This window comes from Spirosoma sp. (genome assembly GCF_048594605.1).
Taxonomy (GTDB): Bacteria; Bacteroidota; Bacteroidia; order Cytophagales; family Spirosomataceae; genus Spirosoma.
Map to the genome: position 1 here is coordinate 1 of NZ_JBMDWV010000297.1, position 19129 is coordinate 19129.

The 19129-nt window shown below is 48.1% G+C and carries 13 protein-coding genes; 7 read left to right on the plus strand and 6 right to left on the minus strand.

Annotation, left to right across the window (positions count from 1 at the left end):
* The coding region (gene hisB, locus ACOJS8_RS17855) for a histidinol-phosphatase (RefSeq protein ID WP_420149905.1) at nt 1-794 on the minus strand (794 nt) is incomplete at its 3' end.
* Between the two features lie 355 nt (nt 795-1149).
* On the opposite strand from hisB, the gene ACOJS8_RS17860 reads away from it, so the two are divergent.
* The 5 genes from ACOJS8_RS17860 to ACOJS8_RS17880 all read left to right on the plus strand — a co-directional run bounded on the left by ACOJS8_RS17860 (nt 1150) and on the right by ACOJS8_RS17880 (nt 7938).
* Nucleotides 1150-2154: an NYN domain-containing protein gene (locus ACOJS8_RS17860; protein WP_420149906.1), complete on the plus strand. Its 1005-nt coding sequence runs from the start codon at nt 1150-1152 to the stop codon at nt 2152-2154.
* A gap of 2 nt (nt 2155-2156) precedes the next feature.
* Entirely contained in the window at nt 2157-3452 is a 1296-nt protein-coding gene (gene pabB, locus ACOJS8_RS17865; protein WP_420149907.1) for an aminodeoxychorismate synthase component I, read from the plus strand.
* 247 nt (nt 3453-3699) lie between these two features.
* Complete coding sequence (locus tag ACOJS8_RS17870) at nt 3700-6537, plus strand: TonB-dependent receptor domain-containing protein (protein WP_420149908.1); 2838 nt, start codon at nt 3700-3702, stop codon at nt 6535-6537.
* A gap of 24 nt (nt 6538-6561) precedes the next feature.
* The gene (locus tag ACOJS8_RS17875) at nt 6562-7314 is read left to right on the plus strand and encodes a GLPGLI family protein (RefSeq protein WP_420149909.1); all 753 of its coding nucleotides are present in this window, start codon (nt 6562-6564) and stop codon (nt 7312-7314) included.
* Nucleotides 7315-7365: 51 nt separating this feature from the next.
* On the plus strand, nt 7366-7938 hold the full coding sequence (locus ACOJS8_RS17880) for a TetR/AcrR family transcriptional regulator (RefSeq protein WP_420149910.1): 573 nt from the start codon (nt 7366-7368) through the stop codon (nt 7936-7938).
* 356 nt (nt 7939-8294) lie between these two features.
* Here ACOJS8_RS17880 and ACOJS8_RS17885 read toward each other — a convergent pair whose 3' ends face one another.
* Both ACOJS8_RS17885 and ACOJS8_RS17890 read right to left on the minus strand, forming a co-directional pair.
* Nucleotides 8295-11714: a ThuA domain-containing protein gene (locus ACOJS8_RS17885; protein WP_420149911.1), complete on the minus strand. Its 3420-nt coding sequence runs from the start codon at nt 11712-11714 to the stop codon at nt 8295-8297.
* A gap of 161 nt (nt 11715-11875) precedes the next feature.
* Entirely contained in the window at nt 11876-12649 is a 774-nt protein-coding gene (locus tag ACOJS8_RS17890) for an META domain-containing protein (RefSeq protein ID WP_420149912.1), read from the minus strand.
* Nucleotides 12650-12813: 164 nt separating this feature from the next.
* Here ACOJS8_RS17890 and ACOJS8_RS17895 point away from each other — a divergent pair, with 164 nt between their 5' ends.
* Nucleotides 12814-13728 carry an LEA type 2 family protein gene (locus ACOJS8_RS17895; RefSeq protein ID WP_420149913.1) on the plus strand — a complete coding sequence of 305 codons (915 nt, stop codon included), beginning with the start codon at nt 12814-12816 and terminating at the stop codon, nt 13726-13728.
* Nucleotides 13729-13789: 61 nt separating this feature from the next.
* Here the strand turns inward: ACOJS8_RS17895 and ACOJS8_RS17900 are convergent, their stop codons facing one another.
* Nucleotides 13790-15478 (minus strand): tetratricopeptide repeat protein, encoded by a 1689-nt coding sequence (locus ACOJS8_RS17900; protein WP_420149914.1) that lies wholly within the window; start codon nt 15476-15478, stop codon nt 13790-13792.
* A 153-nt stretch (nt 15479-15631) separates the two neighbouring features.
* Between ACOJS8_RS17900 and ACOJS8_RS17905 the strand changes: the two genes are divergently transcribed.
* Nucleotides 15632-15787, plus strand: coding sequence for a hypothetical protein (locus ACOJS8_RS17905; protein ID WP_420149915.1), 156 nt, complete (start codon nt 15632-15634; stop codon nt 15785-15787).
* Between the two features lie 3 nt (nt 15788-15790).
* On the opposite strand, the gene ACOJS8_RS17910 is transcribed toward ACOJS8_RS17905, so the two are convergent.
* Both ACOJS8_RS17910 and ACOJS8_RS17915 read right to left on the minus strand, forming a co-directional pair.
* The gene (locus ACOJS8_RS17910) at nt 15791-17356 is read right to left on the minus strand and encodes a DUF1501 domain-containing protein (protein ID WP_420149916.1); all 1566 of its coding nucleotides are present in this window, start codon (nt 17354-17356) and stop codon (nt 15791-15793) included.
* A gap of 56 nt (nt 17357-17412) precedes the next feature.
* Nucleotides 17413-18963 carry a DUF1800 domain-containing protein gene (locus ACOJS8_RS17915; protein ID WP_420149917.1) on the minus strand — a complete coding sequence of 517 codons (1551 nt, stop codon included), beginning with the start codon at nt 18961-18963 and terminating at the stop codon, nt 17413-17415.
* Between the last annotated feature and the right edge of the window lie 166 nt (nt 18964-19129).

The window sequence follows — 19129 nt, forward strand, 5'->3', positions numbered from 1 at the left end:
TCGCCGAGGGCTAACGCTGTGTCTTCAATGGTATGATGTTCGTCAATATGCAAATCGCCGTTGACCTGGATGGTCAGATCTGCTCCCGAATGTTTAGCCAGTTGATCGAGCATATGATCAAAAAAACCGAGTCCGGTTTTCATGCTGGACCGACCTTGTCCGTCGAGGTTTAGATCGACCCGAATCTGAGTTTCCCTGGTGTTACGTTCGACCGTAGCGGTACGGGGAGGAAGCCGTAAAAATTCATAAATCTGCTGCCAGCTGTCGCTTTTAAAAGCAATAGCCTGCTGCATCGCTTCGGTAAGGCCATCCACATCGGCATACTGGACGGTAGAAAGACCATTAGGGGGTAAAAACAGAATAGCTTTAGCGCCCAGGTTAATGGCAAGCTGCACGTCAGTGAGTCGGTCGCCAATAACGTAGCTATTAGCCAGATCATAGGTGTCGCTAAAGTAGTCCGTCAGCATTCCAGTGCCAGGCTTCCGGGTTATAGAATTGTCATGAGGAAAGTGCCGGTCAATGTGAACTGCAGAGAAATGGATATTTTCGCCTGCAAACGTTGCCAGCATCTTATTGTGGGCAGGCCAGAACGTTTCTTCTGGAAACGAGCTGGTGCCGAGGCCATCCTGGTTAGTAACCATCACCAGGTCGTAATCCGTTTCTTCGGCAATTTTCCGCATGGCAGAAATAGCCCCGGGGATGTAATCAAGTTTAGCTAAGGAATCGACCTGTTGATCGGGCTGTGGCTCGATAATCAGTGTACCGTCGCGGTCAATGAACAAAATTTTTCGCATAATGGCATAAATGAGCCAACAAAGATACATTGTGGGAACATTGCTTATGAAAAAGTGTTATGTTTGCAGAGTAGTTCTTTATAGTGGTTTTTTTGTAATTTTCCGTATACGTTGTTGTAGTTTGTTAACCAGTAAGTAGTATATATTACCTGCCTAGCAGCTTCTACAATTTAGGTCTACATTCCTCTTTTTTTATAAAAACTAGTCAATTACTTAGTTTATATTTTAGTAATACAATAAAACAAACGGCTTAATCACCGGCTTTACAGTAGATACGCATCCATACACAACCTCCTCTAATAAGAACGCATCCTAATTATCCTATACATACAATTTATAAACTGTTTAGTAAAACATGCCAGCGACATCATCTAGGCTAACCCGCATTGGGGTTTTCTATGACGGCAATTATTTTTTACATGTAAGTAACTATTACAATTATTCACACGAACGCCGTAGCCGAATCAGTATTTCGGGTCTGCACGCCTTTATAAAAAGGCAGGTTGCTGAGGAGGAAGGGGTTAATGAGCGGTTGTGCCAGATTGTTGATGCCCACTATTTTCGAGGTCGTCTGAATGCTCACGAAGCTAATCAGCGCGGAAATCAATTATTTTATGATCGTCTGTTCGACGATATATTGATGTCGGAAGGTGTTGTAACGCACTACTTACCCGTAAAAACGTATCAAGGCTATCGTCAGGAAAAAGGTATTGATGTCTGGTTAGCGCTGGAAGCCTTTGAACTGGCTCAGTATAAAAAATTCGACGTAGTAGTCCTTATTACGTCGGATGGAGATTACGTTCCCCTTATTCGGAAACTGAACACGCTGGGTTCACGCATTATGGTGCTGAGCTGGGATTTTGAATTTCTGAATGAGCAGGGCGAAAAGCAAATAACCCGTACGTCGCAAGATTTGCTGGAAGAGGTCTCGTATCCGGTGGCCATGCATGGAATCATTGATGATCGAAGCCGTCGGAATGATCTGGTAATTCAGAATCTGTTTGTCAAACAGCAGCCCCGTCCGGCCTTTGCCGCGGCTGCCAATGGAAATAATTATGCTACCGGATTCGCTAACGGGCACTCCTACGACGACTATCCGCTCATCGACGAGCCTAACTATAATATTATTGGCGCGGGAGAAGATGACGATCCGGAAGGGCGTAAAATCAGCACGATTCGTAATCTAAAAACAGGATATGGGTTTATCAATTACCCGCCCAATAATTTGTTTTTCCATTATACGAGTCTGATTGACACGGATTTCAACGAACTCCAGGTTGATGACGAAGTAGAATTTACTCTTGGGCAAAACGCCGAAGGTAAAGACATTGCTGTTGACGTGCGTCTGGTACGTCGCTAGGTATGAACGTAGTACGTATTGCCATTGACGATGTCTCAGTGTTTTGGTGGCGTGCGCTAAACTGGGCCGTCAATCAACAGACAGGCGAGAATGGCTTTGTCGCTGCGCTGAATAACAACGGTATCGCTTACCCTAATGACCCGTTTCGTAACCGGCTTTTTGTTGGAGCGAAACGGGTCATTCCGTTTTCAGGAAATAAATCGTTTCAGGATTTATACGCAGCGCATAGCGAGCATCCGTCGTTTCTGGTAGGCTATTTCGGATATGATTTAAAAAATCAGCTCGAGGTATTGAGTAGCCGAAACCCAAACCGATTAGGTTTTCTGGATATCTATTTTGTTGAGCCTGAATGGATTATTGACTTTGAATCGGATGCTATAGAAGTCAAGGGCTATGGCGACACAGATGATTTGATGCGGCAATTAACAGCAGACGTCCAATCTGATGTGACTCATTCATTCCCTGCTATGGTACAGTGCCGCGTTACGTCTGACGAATATCAGGCCAATGTTCGACGGATTCAGCAGCATATTCGGGAGGGCGATGTGTATGAGCTGAATTACTGCATTGAATTTTTTGCTGAAAACCTGCTACTGAATCCGTTAGCAACGTATCAGGCGCTTAGTCAGCGGTCGCCAATGCCGTTTTCTAATTTCCTCAAACTGGGGGAGCGGTACGTTGTAGGTGCGTCGCCAGAGCGGTTCCTGAAAAAAGAAGGACGTACTGTTGTATCGCAACCCATAAAAGGTACCATCCGGAGAGGAAGCAATGAGGAGGAAGATGCGCATCTGCGTAATCAATTGCTGAACTCCGAAAAAGAGCGTGCTGAAAATCTGATGATCGTTGATCTGGTACGTAACGATCTGGCTCGAAGTGCTATAACCGGTTCAATCAAGGTAGATGAGCTATTTGGAATCTATGGCTTCCAGCAGGTTTATCAAATGATTTCGACTGTCTCGGCAACATTACGTGAGGATATGAGCTGGGCGCAGGCTGTTGAGCGTGCATTCCCGATGGGGAGCATGACAGGGGCGCCAAAAATACGGGCGATGGAGCTGATTGATGAATTGGAAGTCAGTCGGCGAGGTTTGTATTCGGGCGCGGTTGGCTACGTAACGCCCGATGGAAATTTTGATTTTAGTGTTGTCATTCGAACGCTGCTCTACAATGCACAAAGTCGGTACGCATCTTTTTCGGTTGGTAGCGCCATTACGTACGATTCCAACCCCGCTGAGGAGTGGGAGGAATGTCTGCTGAAAGCACGGGCCATTCGGGAGATATTGGAGAATAATCCGTAGCGGCTGACGCGCGAATATGGCTGACGGCTAATAACTGGCGGCTTCGTTTATGGAATTTCCCTCTTTTTCTTCTCTTAGCTTATAAGGCTTGCAACGTTTGGCCGTAGTTGTGACTCATTGTGAGGGTGTTGACCGTTTACGAAATTGTCTACTATAAATTTAGTTAAAAATCGTTAACGCATCAACAAGGCTACTTCTATCCGATTAGCTTTGCCAGTACTACCTATTCCTTTACTCCTAACATTCCATGAAAAAGCTTTTCCTGCTGGCCGTATTGTGTCTGCTGACGGCGGTGCTGTATGCCCAAACCCCACCTCCAGCTCGTTTTACGCTGCAAGGGCGTGCCGTCGATACGTCGGCAGTCCCACTTGCCGAATCGACCGTGATGCTGTTGAATCCAAAAGATTCGTCGCTGGTCAACTTCACCCGAACCAATGCATCGGGCGCCTTTTCGTTAAAGAATATTAAAACCGGTACTTACATTCTGAAAATTTCGTTCGTCGGCTTTATTCCGTATAATCAGGTTATTAAGCCATCGGGCGAACCGGTTATGGACCTTGGCGCGTTGAAAATGAAGCCGATTACGAAGGAGTTGTTCGAAGTTGTTGTGAAAACGGCGAAAGCACCACTAACGATCAAAGGCGATACGATTGAGTATAATGCCAGTTCATTTAAGGTGCCGCCCGGTTCGACTGTTGAAGATTTACTACGTAAGCTGCCCGGTGTTCAGGTCGATCAGGATGGTAACATTAAGGCGCAGGGACAGGACGTAAAGCGGGTGACTGTCGATGGTAAGAACTTCTTTGGAAACGATCCGAAGCAGGCTACTAAAAACCTTCAGGCAGAGGCCATTACAAAAGTACAGGTCTTTAATGACAAGACGGAACAGGCTAAGATGACGGGTATTGATGACGGCAAGAAAGAGAAAACCGTTAATCTGGAGCTGAAAGAAGAATTCAAAAAAGGTGGTTTCGGTAAGGTAGCGGCAGCGGCTGGCCCGGCTTCCAACAACGTATCGCCCCGGGCCGAAATTAAAGCCAGTTATAACAAATTCAACGCCAAGCATCAGTTTTCGCTGGTGGGCCTGGGAAACAACACAAACCAGCAGGGCCTGTCGCGTGATGATTATCAGGATTTTAGGGGTAGTAATGCCTACAACGCCAATCAGAATGCTGACTTTGGCTTCAGTGGAAACTTTTTCTATTTTTCGGATAGTGGCGACGAAGGCCTGGGTATTCCGGTGACTGGGCGGCAGGGGGTCGGTTTTTCGAACAATGCGGCTGGTGGCATCAACTACAATTACGATACGAAACAGAAGAAATGGAGTGGAAGCTACTATTATAATCAGACCCGAATTGAGCTGGATGCCCAACGCAAGCGCGACAATACGTTACCGCAGGATATCTACACGACCCTTGAAAACAGCAGTCAGATAAATTTCAACGGAAATCATCGGGTTAGCCTGCGGTATGAGAAAGAAATAGATTCGCTTAATTCATTGCTGTTCATTAATAATAGCCGCTACGGTACCGGTAATGCTTATCTTTTCCGAAACCAGCAACTGACCCGCAGCAACGGCGCTTCTACGAACAATGAAAGCGTGAATAATAGCACCCAGCGCCAGTTTGCTACGTCCAATTCGGTGATTTACCGGCATAAAATGCGGAGCAAGAAAGGGCGTAGTTTCGCGGCCAGTGCTACGTATGAAGTGAATACGAACGACGCTACGTTGAATCTGGACTCCCGCAATACGTATACCGGCCCGATCACTCCGATTGAGCAACTGCCTGATATTCACCAGGATCAGCGTAATGATATTATTCGCAGTGAGTACAAAGCCAGTTTGCAGTACGTAGAGCCCTTTGCCAAACGGTTTTTCTGGGAAACATTCTACAACTTCAGTCTTCGCTACGATGAGGTGGATCGTGACGTGTTTAATCGTACTGACAACTATACCCGCGTTGATTCGCTGAGCCTGTATTATAAGAATAACTACGTCTATAACCGGATCGGAAGTAGCATTCGCTATTCGTATAAAGGTCTGAACGTATCGGCAGGGCTGGCGGGTCAGCGGTTCACCCTCGACGGGCAGTTTGCACCCGATCAGACAACCACTACGTTCCGTCAGATAAACCGGGTCTTTACTACCGTTATTCCAAACGTTGGCTTGAACTACAGTATGAAAAACAACCGGTATCTTAACGCTAACTATAACGTAAGCGTCCAGATACCGACATCGCGTGATTTACAGCCTATCATCAATAACAGCAATCCGTATTTCATCAATGAAGGCAATCCCGACTTGTTGCCGCAACTGGGGCATAACCTGAATCTCGGCTTCAATTACTTCAATCCGGGCAATTTTATCAATGCTTACATTGGCATGTACGGGACAAAATATGTAAACCAGATTGTGTACAGCCAGAATACCAATCCGCAAACGCTGGTTACGGTAATCAAACCCGAGAATATGTCGGGTGGTCATAATCTGGGAACGTATATTGGTTTTGGATTTCCGTTGAAAAAGACAAAAGCGACGCTCGACCTGAATACGAACCTGAATTTTGGCCGGAACCCCACGCGAATCAACGGCATAATCAACGACACGCGGGTGCAGGGGTATAACGTAGGCGCCCGGTTAAGCCTGACACCTACCGAGTGGCTAACCTTTTATGGAAACGCTAACGTGGGCTTAACACGGACGGAATTTTCGATCAGTCCAAACCGGAACCAGTCCTTTACGAACAATATTTTCGGGGGCGAACTAACGCTGAAAATGCCGCACGATTTTTACATTAACACAACGCTGAACTACCGGGTCAATAAAAACGAACAGCTTAACTTCGATCTCCGGATTCCGATCTGGAACGCGTCGGTGTATCACATTCTGGGTAAAGCCAAACGAGCCGAAATTCGGCTGACGGCGGTGGATATGCTCAATCGGAACGTAGCAGTTTCGCTTAACCGAGGGGTTAATTACACGCAGTCGGAAACGATTCAGACGCTGGCCCGGTATTTTACGCTGGGTTTTACGTACAACATGCGGGGCGTTCAGGCCAAGATGCGCCGGGAAGGATATTTCTGAGCTAACTATTTCCTAATTCTAATTATGAAGAAACTACTTATTCTGTTGTGCCTGCTGATGAGCACAGGAGCAATGGCTCAGAAAACCGAAGGCGTTGTTACGTATGTTCGGAAGGAATACTGGCTGAAAATTGTCAATAGATTACCTTTTCTGAGCAAGGAACAAAAAGACCGCGAGTCGCAAACCTGGAAAAACTGGGAAGAAAACAACAAAGGTATCAAGATGAAGCTGGCGTTCAGCCCAACCGAAAGTTTGTATACCTACTTCAGCGACGAACCCGAAGAAGGCGGCTATTCCTACCGCAAATCAGAGTTTTACGTGTACCGTAACTTTGAGAAGGATAAAAAGACCGACATCATCGAGATGCTTGGCAAAACCTACGTTGTTGAAGACTCACTGCACGCGCCTGTCTGGAAAATTGGTAATCAGATTAAAGAAATAGCGGGTTACGTATGCATGAAAGCCGAGACGGAAGACCCTATCAAGAAGCAGAAAATTACGGCCTGGTTTGCGCAGGATATCCCCGTATCGGCTGGCCCTGAGCGGGTGAATAGCCTGCCTGGGTTGATTCTAGAACTGGATCTTAACGATGGCGACGTAATAATTGAAGCTACGAACGTAACGTTCAGGCCGGTAACGCCCGATGATCTGAAATTGCCGAAATCGAAAGGCAAGAAAATCAACGACGCTGCTTATGACGCTCTTGTTAAGCAACGCATTGACGAAAGCATTGCAGCTCACCGAAACCCATACGGGTGGATCGGCATTCGGTACTAATCGTTAAACTCCAATTACTACTATATTGCAGACTTATGTTCAGGACCTGAAATGATTCTCAAGAAAGTAGTTAAGCGGAGAAATAAAGAGAAAACGATAGTCAAGATTCTACAGGCGGCAGGCGATGCCATTGCCCGAGGTGGAGTCAGTAAGGCGGGTGTTAATGCCATTGCAAAACAGGCAGGCATTAATAAAGTGCTTCTTTACCGGTACTTTAATGGGTGGAACGGCCTGATTGAAGCGCTCTATCAGCACAGTCTGGAGGATATTCATGCTCAGGTCACGGCTGTTTCCAGCTCCCCGGTCGTTATCGAAACGTATGCCGTTCAGTATTACCAGACATTGCACACGAATCCGGCTCTGCCCGTACTGATACGTTGGCAAATGGATAATAAACTAACGGAGCTGGGCCGGAACATGGCTGCCCATCAGGATGAATTTCTTAAGCAGGTGGAAAGCGCCAGCGGGGTAGAAATTGGCCTGATACGATTGTTAATGGCGGGTATTACGCACTCAGTGCTTACGGAAGACAAGCAGGAGGACGGAGCCGCAGTTCTGACGGAGCCCATCATTCGGCGTTTCAGCGCCCGGCTGGCTCCAGTCGAATCGACCGAGGTTCAATAGACATATTGGACCTCGGTCGATTAAAAAAGCAGGAAATAATATTAGCTGCAGACTGAAGTTTTTAGATATACTAAACCCCGCTCTGCTGCCGAACCCTAAGCGAAAACTAGGTAGCGACTCTGAATGACCGAGCCCATTCGTTTTTTTATGCTTCTACTCATTATCACCAAGTTGTACTCGCCGTTAATTCTGATTGTACAGTAGACGATATGAACGGTATATATAATGTCGTATAACAGAGTACGTGTAAGCCTGCTTTTGTAATTCGTTCAGGTGGAGCAATACCTCAACTGGCTAAAAGTCAGAAGCCCCGATCAGTGCTGACCGAGGCTTCGAGCTTCAAAAAATAAGGTTTATTACATTCCCTGACTGCTGAACTGTACTTTATCGACGGCAAACAGCGGTTTAGGGCCTGCACTCGGATTGACAAAAACAAGGTACAATTTATGCATACCCGAAACCGGCTGGCGGAAGGGAATATTGACAGGAGCCGTGTTCCCCTTTTTTACTTCAGCTTCACCGAGCAAGGTTCCAGTAGGCGAATCAAGACGGGCTTCCAGCTTGCCACCTGCAACCTGATCGTTGGAGGCAAAAGCTGTTGAGGTAATGCCCCCAATGCCCGTCAGATCAATGTCATTAAAGGCTAGATAACTACCCGATTTCAGGCCAATAGCAGTTGGACCCATTTTTGGAATATCAGCCTGATAAATGTCCTGTTTGACATCCGCTGAGACTGCTTTTACCGATGGTGAACGTAGCGCCAGCGAAGTAGAGCCTGTCAGTGGGCCAATAACCCCGTTCCCTCTGTCTGTATAGCTGGCTGTTAGAATATACGAACCATCTTTTTTCTGCTGAACAGGTACGTAGTCACCTGCAATTGGCTTGCGATTGGCGGGTTTTTCATCGGCCAGTGAGAGAATGTAACGTACCATATCGGTTACTTCGCTTTCTTTCAACTGCGGATGGGCGCTCATCGCCTGTTCACCCCAGACACCGCCACCACCGGTAATGATCTTGCGCACCAGTTTGCTTTCGACCTGAGCACCTTTATATTTCCGCGCTACGTCGAGGTAAGCCGGACCAATCGACTTCTGATCAATCGTATGACACGCTTTGCAGTCGCTGAGGTCGATCAATCGTTTGCCGGTCGAGAAGCCTGTATTGGCCTGATGGCCCTGGGCAAGCATCGTTTTGTCGAACCCTTCCAGGTAATCAATTGTCATCGTTACGTCGTCGGAATTGATCCCTTTTTGCAACGTACCGTCTTCTTTATCCGTAACTTTTACAGCGTATTTAACGGGCTTGTCCGGGAAATAGAACGTTTTATTTCCTGCAACGGCTACCTCAACTTTAGGCTCATCATTACCGACCTTGATTTCGATTGTTTTGGTCGATACGTTACCCGCTGCATCGGTCACCTTCAGCGTTGTCGGATAAACACCGGGCTTGCTGAACGTAACGGTTGGCGTAGCAGTCGTTTGTTTTGGCATATTTTTGCCAAACGACCACTCGTATTTCAGCGCATCACCGTCGTAATCGATTGATTTTTTTCCGTCAAATTTCACCATGAGCGGAGCTGCACCAACCATTTTATTGGCACTGGCCATAGCCACAGGCTTACGGTTACCGGCATTGTACGTAATACGGGATAAACGAGCGTCAGCGTTGGCGCCAAACCATTTCTGCCCATACTCAATAGTATAGAGTGAGCCGTCTTTTGCAAACTGCATGTCGATAACGTGCGAGAATTTCGTGTTCGGCATGAAAGTTTCCATCTTCACGAAATCGCCATTTTCTTTCATCGTAACCGGATGAATCCAGTCGCGTATCCAGTCGTACGCAAAGAACTTACCATCGTAATGACGGGGGAATTTTACCGACGTTTCCGGATAATCATCGTAGTAATACACGGGGCCTCCCATAGCGTTACGTCCGCCTTTACCAACAATTTCGCCAAACTCCGGCGAATCAGCGTAAGGGTAATAAATGTACGCTTTCTGAGCGGGCGGCAACTCCCTGAGGCCTGTATTATTCGGCGAATCGTTGATAGGCTTCTGCGGATCGAATAGTGGTCCTGTGGTGCTGTCGGCGAAGGTACGCTGGTGGTAGGGGCGGTTGTCGGCAACGAACAGCGGCCAGCCAAAATAGCCAGCCTGACGAGCCTGGTTAACCTCATCATGACCGCGTGGCCCGTATTTCTCGCTGTTGTTGCCAGCGTCCGGACCTACTTCGCCCCAGTACAGATAGCCGGTACGCTGGTCTACGGAAATACGATACGGATTACGATTACCCATTACGTATATTTCCGGCCGGGCTTTCGGGTTACCTTTCGGGAACAGATTACCCTCAGGAACGGTGTACGTACCGTCGGACTCCGGGTGAATACGCAGAATCTTACCGCGTAAATCGTTTGTATTGCTTGAGGTCAGGCGAGCATCCCAGCCCTTACGTCCTGGCCGTTCGTCAATAGGCGCGTAACCGTCGGAGTTGAAGGGATTTGTATCATCACCGGTTGACAGGTAAAGGTTCCCTTTCCGATCCCAGGCAATAGAACCGCCCGTGTGGCAACAACCGTCGCGTTTAACCGGAATGGTTAACAGCACCTTTTCGGTATTGAGAAGTACGGTATCCTTTACGTCGTCATAAACAAAGCGCGACAGATGTTGAGCCGTGTCAGCAACTGTCGCGCCGGATAGGGGAGAATAATAAACGTAAATCCACTTGTTCTGCTTGAAGTTCGGGTCAATGTTCAGCCCCATCAGGCCGTACTCGAACTTGCTGAACACCGGAAAGTTGGCTACCAGCTTGGCCGTTTTTTTTTTAGGGTCGTAGACCTTTAGCTCACCTTTGCGCTGGGCGAATAGCACTTTTCCATCGTCCAGTACAGCCAGTTCGGTTGGTTCGTCCATCCCCTGAATCAATACCTGTTGCTCAAAGCGGGTTTCTTCCGGAAAGGGCTTCGTTGTGGCCTGGCCAAATTTCAGGCTGGTTGCCATTACCGATTTGATACCACCCAGAATGTGCTGCAAAAAGAGTGGATCGCTGTACGATTCGTCGGTATGTCCTCCGCCTGTATAAAACGATTTGCCGCCCTGGAAATCACGGTGCCAGATGAACGGATGGTTATCACCGTTTTTTCCACCTTCGTACGTTTTTTCGTCGAGCTTACCCAGCACTTTTAGCTCGGGCTGAATGCTCTTGTAGCTGTACCACTCGTCGAACCGCTTCCAGCGATCGGGCAGCATCTTGGTAGACGGGTGAGTTTTGTCTACGATTTCAATTTCGGCATTCTGCTGCTTGGGATGGTTCAGGAAATACGCGCCCACCAGCTGGTTATACCACGGCCAGTCATATTCGGTGTCGGCCGCTGCGTGAATACCGACAAAACCACCCCCGGCCTGAATGTATCGCTCGAAGGCTGCCTGCTGAGCATCGTCGAGAACATTGCCGGTAGTACTGAGCCAGATAATCGCGCCGTACTGCTTTAGATTGGCTTCGGTGAATTTGCTGGCGTCTTCGGTTGTATCCACGGCAAACCCGTTCTCCTTCCCGAGTTTCATAATGGCCTGCTTGCCTACCGGAATCGATGCGTGACGGAAGCCTTTGGTTTTTGAAAAGACCAGAACCCGATTCAGCGCAAGAGGACTTTCGGAAGCAACCGTGGCAGGTTTAGTAGCAACGGTACGTTTGGCCATTGTCTGAGCCAAACCTGGTACGGTGGTGGCCAGCACCCCCGCCAATAACATGGCACGGGAGGGAAGCCGTAAGTTTTTCATAGAAGTCTGGGATTAAAACAGGTTGAGAAAGCTTGTAAGCGATAGAAAATCGGTTAACTTATTCGATGATAATATTGACTTTTGTCGAGATGCGAAACAAAAATAAACAAAAAGCGAACGCCATGCCAGAGCGTTCGCTTTAAATAAAGGTCAGAATGACACTAATCTACTTTTTTGAATACCATCATTGGCTGGCGGTTACGTAGTAAGGTCAATTTGCCGTTAGCAACCTCATAACTGAACGGCTGAACCAGCGCGTTCAGGAAGTTTGTTTCGAACGTAGCGACCGGGTCAGCACAGGCCATTTTGGTCATAACCATCGGTCCGAATTGAATCTGGCGGGTGTCGGCTCTAACGCTGCCACTCAGTCGGTTGCAGCCTGTAGTACCCGTCACACGGCCTTCGGTCAGCGAAATTTCCAGGCGCGGCAATTCGTTACGTGGTCCACTGGCGGTTATGGTTTTTCCCTGGAAATTGGTAAGCACCCAGATGTCCTGTAGCAAAGCCATCTTTTGTAGTGAAACTCCGCAGCCTATGTAGTTCTTGCCTCGCACGTCAACCTGAACCCGGTAATCGTAACGCTGCCCTGATTTTGTATTCAGGCAGCTATCGGGCCTGAATACTACGTTGAGACTGCCGGTCTCTAGTGGTACGTTGTAACGAATCACGCCATCAGCATCAGTCTGCCGCTCCGGAATTGCCGTTGCCAGGCTATCGCCGGCCGTCGATTTGAAACGTATTTGTCCCTTCGACGAATTGACCATTAAGCTCCACTCCGGATCATTGCCAACGGCTACCAGTTCATCACCTGATTTCAAGTAACGTATATAGTCGGCAGGTTGGTTTATGGGCGTAAGCATGGCGGCAAACTGCGTTGAGGGACGGCGACAGGCGGCAACAGCCAGCAGGAGCGAGCAAACTAAGAACGTTCGCATTGTAGTCGGGATAAGTACGGTTTGTTTCTAAGACCTGTGAAAAGCGAAAAGGTTTACTGGTTGTCTACCAATTGGCTGGGCCATAAAGAAACAATTTATAAGTCGCTTAAAACAGCCTGATTCATATAAAGGTTATTGCGCTACGTTCAGGTAAACGTTACGTTATGAAAAAGGGCTGGCTTATTGCGTTAGTACTGTTGCTGATCGGCTTTGCCGGAGCATATATCTGGTATAGAAACACGACTGACAAACGTACCGCTACGGGCGGTCCGCACGATGATACGCTCAAACCTCGTCTGGAGTTAAGCCGTATGAATATCAACGATATTAGCGACGATGCCATAAATATGACCATGGAACTGCTCATTGATAACCCATTGCCCGTGGGTTTCAAAGCACACCAGATGGATTACACAGTATTCATTGCGAACACGCCTGTTATTAAAGATACATACAAAAAAACGATCGAGCTAAAAGCAGGTGACAGTACGTTGCTGGCGTTGCCGGTGAAAGTAATGGCTAAAACGTTGACTCAGGTACTCAAAACACTGGAACGTAAGGGCATTGATAGCACAACCTATAAAGTGCAGTCTACATTTGCACTCGACGTACCGATTCTGGGAGAAAAAACATTCGCTGTTACCATAGATCGGCGATTGCCTACATTCTATATTCCTCAAATCAAAATTGAGGATATTGATTTTGGTCCGCTCGGACTCAAGCGAACGGACGTAGCGACCAAAGTGAACGTCGTGAATAAAAACAAATTTTCGTTTAACATAGCGGATGCCCGCTACACCGTTGCGATCGATGGCAAGCAGATTGCCGACGGTCATCAATCCGACCCAATTTCAATTAAAGCTCAGGCGACTACACCGGTTATTTTTCCCGTAACGGCCCGGCCGGGTAAGACCTTAAGTGTATTGCCTAAGATGCTGTTCGATAAAAAAGATACACCCTATCGAGTCAATTTCAGTTGCAAGCTTATTGATAAAAAGGGCAATGCCGCCATTGATGATAGCAAGTTTGCGGCCGTAATTACTGGTACGCTGGATGACTTAAAGAAGCTAAAAAAATAGTTAATCCGCTTTTCTGTAAATTCTTTACGTATTGGATCGTGTCAACAAGCTAGCTTGTGCACTACCGCTTTGTAAAATTCTGCGCCAGGAATCCCGCATCTGCTTTCGACCAGCCTTTTCGGGCCAGTTTCTGCTCCTGCTCAGCAGTGGTAGCATCACCTTTCATTGCCGCAACACGGGCAAGCGCGTAGTGCGTACCCGGATAATTGGGATCGTGTTCGGCCAGAATTTTAGCGGATTCCTCGGCAAACTCCGTCAGCTTCAGTTGGTAGGCTGCCTGCGCAATCATTTCCAACTGAAACAAAGCTTCTGCCCAGGGGTCGGGGCCAGACTGCTCGCGGGCGCTGACCTGGAACTTACGGACGTCGGCCAGTCCCTTTTCGCGGTCGTTATGATCATAGAGCGAAATAAGAGCCGCCAGAAATCTGGGGTGTGGTTCCAGCCAGCTTACTAACCAATCCGTTTTGTCGGTTTTTTTCGCCACAAGCAGTTCTGTATTAGCCGCTTTCAATGAAGCGCGAGCTTTGTCAATCTGACCTTGTTTTACCTGAATCAAACCGGTAAGATAATGTCCAATTGTTCGCTCACCTGCCGTTTCGGCTTTGGTCAGACTTTCGGCGATGGGGAGAGCCTGGGCGTAGCGGTTCTGAGCAATCAGGAGGCCTGGATAACCCATTTTGTTATTGAACACCCGGATTGGATAAATGGAGCGTCCGAGCGCAAACCGCTCTTTGGCTAAGCGCTCTGCCTCTTCCATTCGGCCCTGATACTGATAGCAAAGCGACAGCAAGGCAATGTTGTGCGCGTGATGCCAGTCGTACATGGCGTCATAGCGATCGGTTTGATAGATGTTACGTTCAATCGCGTCTGTTTGCGACATCTGGGCAATGGCTCCGTCTACATCTCCTGTCTTCATCAGATCGTGCGCGTACATGTGCAAGGCGTGGGCGAGATTGGGAGACAGCCGGGCGTAGGCTGCACCATGCTCACGAGCTTTTACGTAATCGGCCATGCCTTCATACGCATGAATCAGGAAATGGTGCGCCGACGGATGATCGGGAAACAGCTGCAACACCTTTTCATAAATAGCAATACTTGCCGTAGAAGTGCCCTGACCTCGTCCGTTGGCATATCGTTCGTAAGCATTGCCGGCCATAAGCCAGAGTTCGGCATCCTGCGGAAAGCGTTTTACGGCGCCGTTCAGTTTTAGTCGATAGTCGTTCAGTAGGCTCTGATTTTTGAGCGAATCGACGGCTTTCAGTTGAGCGAATCGCAGGCTAACATGCGTTTTTTCCCGCTCCGATGCATAGGCTAATAATGCTTTGGCCGCATCGGCGGCTTTACGGGCTGCTTCGTCATCGTCCAGCTGGGTGTAGACCCGGCTCAGGCCAACGTGCGCCATCACCATCGTAGAGTCGTTACGTAGCGCTTCGTGAAAGGAGCGGGCTGCTTCGACCAGTGAGTATGCGTGCAGATAGCCCATGCCTTGTTCGAAATAGGTCTGCGCTTTTTCGTTTTTGGTAGAAGTTGGGGTCGGAAACTGCCCCACACCCGACCGCAGCGCCACCGACTGTTTCAGCAACGTATTAGGTATGCCGCCTACGTTGGTCATTCCGCACATAGGTATCGTTGAAACTGACTGTATCGACAAGGATTCCGACGAATGATTCGGTTCAGGACTGGTCAGCTTTCCGATCAACAGAATAAACAGTAGAATCGGCAAAAACGAGTAGATATAAGTACGTGGCATGAGGTAATCTGCTTGATACGTATTGAAAAGTTAGCAACTTATGTGCGAAGTGCCAAGCCCGCGCTACAGGCACTGAGGGAACGGTTTGAGTTTAGTCAGCATGTTTGGGAAAAGTATAGATTAATCGTCTATCTTGCTCAAAACCATAGAATCATGCTTAAACCAGACTCAATGCTTTATCTGTGGAGCATTATTAATGTTCTGCTGTTCCTGCTTGGAATAGTTATTGCAATCAAATTTCTGATTGTGCTTTTCAAAGCCGATAAGGCAATCGATGAAGTACGAGACTATATCAAACGGCGTAGTTAAATTCTACCGCGCCACTACCATTCTTTGGGTGAACGTGCCATTGCCTGTTTCAACGCGTACTACGTATTGGCCGGTGGGAAGATCACTAGCGTTAAATTGAATCGACGTAGCAGACGAACGTAGTGGATTAAGTGAACGAAAACGCCCTTGCATGTCGCCAATCTGTAGAGACGTAACGCCCTGCGAAAGCCCGGCAGATTCCAGGGTTACGACTGCCGAAGCTGGATTTGGATAAAGACGAGCATCGACAAAAACGGTTTCATTGCCCGTAACCGTTTGCCGGAAAACAGGCGCAGTCTGATAATCCCGGAAAAGGGCGGCTGTTTCCGTGTTGGCGTCGGTACCAAACCAATCGGTCAGAATGGCGGAGTAGACCTGCCGGAAATCGGTCTGCATTTTCAGGTTATTATTATCCAGATCGCTCAGGTTCGGGTTTTTGCCGACCATCGGCGATTTGACAGCCGTGCCAAACACAAACATCGGCGCCGACGTACCGTGATCTGTACCAAAGCTCCCGTTCGAAATGGCTCGTCGCCCGAATTCTGAGAAGGTCATGCCTACCACCCGCTCTTCCATTTTCAACTGTCCCAGATCAGACTGGAAAGCCAGAACGGCATCGGATAGCGTTTTCAGCAAATTGGCATGTGTTCCCGTTGTGGTATCGGTAGCCACAACCTGAGCCGCATGATTGTCGAAGCCGCCCAGCGTTACGTAGTAAACTTTTGTTTTCATCCCGCCACTGATGAGTCGGGCAATGATTTTGAGCTGAGCGGCCAGCGCGTTGTTGACCGGATACGTAGCGAGATTTTTGCCCTTCCCAGCCGCCGTTTTAATCTGACTGGCATAACTTACCGAACTGGCCTGCTGCTGACGGATGTATTCAATTTGCTGTCCGGCATAACCTGGTACGTTCGTTGTCGGATCGTTCGGTTTGTCGCCAACCAATCGCGCAAACGTATCGGGGTCCTGCAGCACGATTGCCATCGAATCGGTAGGGCCAAGCAACGTAGTGGCCGTTACGTAGCCAATCTGAATGGCGGGGGGATCGGGCATTGATGCTGTCGGGTATTTTTCGGGAAAGCCAGGAAATTGCCTGTCGAGGTAACGGCCTGCCCAGCCCGACGTAGCCGTTTGATTGGCGTCGACCGCTGTCATCCAGATATCGCTGGCCCGGAAATGTGAAAAGTTGGGAGTAGGATACGATACACCCTGAATAATACTCAGTTTACCCTCATTGAAAAGCTGTTGCATACCTGCCATGGAAGGGTGCAGACCCGTTGCCGCATAATTTTTTAGCTTAAGTGCTTTCACTTCCGGGATGGCGATATTTCCCCGAAAACTGGCTGAGCCGTAAACGTTCATCTGGTCAAGCGGAATCACCGTGTTCAGCCCGTCATTGCCACCCTGTAACTGGATAATGACCAGCACCCGATCACTTTCTTCGGCCATACTAACCAGCGAGTGAATAAACGACGAAGGACGGGCAAACGCCCGGGCTCCAAACCCATCAATCAGAACTGGCAAAACCAGCGACGAGGCTGCATAGCGCAAAAAGTTACGACGCTTCATAGTTTAATGAGCGATTAGGCGAACCGATGACGTGAGACGTATTCGTTCATTCGTAATTAAACAATCTGATACAAAGCGGTGCGGAAAAGGTATTGCAGAAACGTAGTGAGTTTCAGTTGAACAGCCTGTTTTTTGGCTGCATCATTAGGGCTTTGAAGGTATTGGTTCCACTCAACCGTCCATTCATAGCGAGGGAGCGCATTCAGTAAAACCGTATCGGTCAGAAAATCCTGTTGATCTTTCGAGAGTGTAATAGCCAGCAATTGCGCCGTCATCTCGCTCACCAGTTTCGCCGGGTCGGATGGCGTTGACAGTGTTTTGGCATACGTCAGTACATCAATGACGGGTTTCCCGTTTAATTTCAGCGCATTCGTTGTCAGCGCATCGCTGAAATAACCGCGCAGACCTAACGTAGTAGAATTGATCCATTGCTGATAAAAACCTGTCTGGTAGTAGGCGGTCCAGCCAAAAACCGTAGGCGGATTAAGAATGTCCTGCTGCTCCTCTTTAATGCGGGCATTGATGTAATTGCCGATCTGATAATAAGCTGTGATATTCTGCGACGGATCGGGCGCTTGTAAGCCCCAGAAACGGAATGTTCCGACAACCAGATCGGTCGGCGATTTAATAACGGCCCCCCGCAATCCTTCATCAAAAAAATGCTGACTCTGGAGTAAGGCGGTCATCACAGGTTTTATATCGTAATTATTTTTTCGAAAAACGTCGGCCAGCGGTCGGATGAAGTTGTTTTCGACGGTTGCCGAAATATCGGAATTGACAAACCAGACGTAGAGCCGTCGGCAGATATACCGGGGAGTTTCGTCATTACGTAAGATCATGTCGATCAAATCGTTCAGTTCATCAATTCCGGCGTTCGCCCCCGAGCGTCCTTTGATGGTTGTGTTCTGATACGTAGCGGAAAATTTCTTGTCCGACGTGTCGTGTCGGTTGGCGCGGAACGTACTGCCGATGGTTGCATTTGCAGTGTCGCGATAGCCCGTATCAGCCCAGCTTGTCAGCACTTTAGCCGCTGCCCGAACATCATCTTCGGTGTAGCCACCGCTACGTCCGATGGTGAAGAGTTCCTGAAGTTCGCGAGCATAATTCTCATTGGCCGTACCCACTACGTTCTGATTTCCGTTCAGAAACCGTAGCATAGCCGGGTCCTGCGTAACGGCCATAACGAAGGCTTTGAAATTACCCAGCGCATGCTGCCTCAGCAACGTATTGTACCGGTACATGTACCGATAATCGTTTACTGTCGAGTCGTTCGTTACGAAATGATTGGACCAGAACAGCGTCATTTTTTCGAGTAAGGATACGGGCTGATTGAGCATCAGGTTGGCCCACCACATCTTTACATACCCCTGATACGTTCCCTGATTCGTCATGTCGAAGGGCTGATCGGTAAACGTTTTACCAGTTTTCAGATCGAGTGGGAGAGGGGGTATCGGCTGATCTGCCAGCAACTGCGTAACAACCTGAGTAGCTGTTTTTCCGGTCAGCGCCTTAAGTTGATCCGGCGTTGGCCCGAAAGTAGCGCGCCGTAGCAGGTGGCCTATCTGGGCAGCCGTTAAGGGTTGCGTATACGTATCGAGTAATGCCACGAGATGAAGCTATTAAATAGGTATATCTTCCGGATAATCAATATACCAATTAGTTTAAATTATAAATTGTAATTAATTGATATTTAATTCCTATTCTAGCGTATGGCATACGAAAAAAGGCTCTAAAACAATCTGTTTTAGAGCCTTTTTATAGGTGAAATTACTT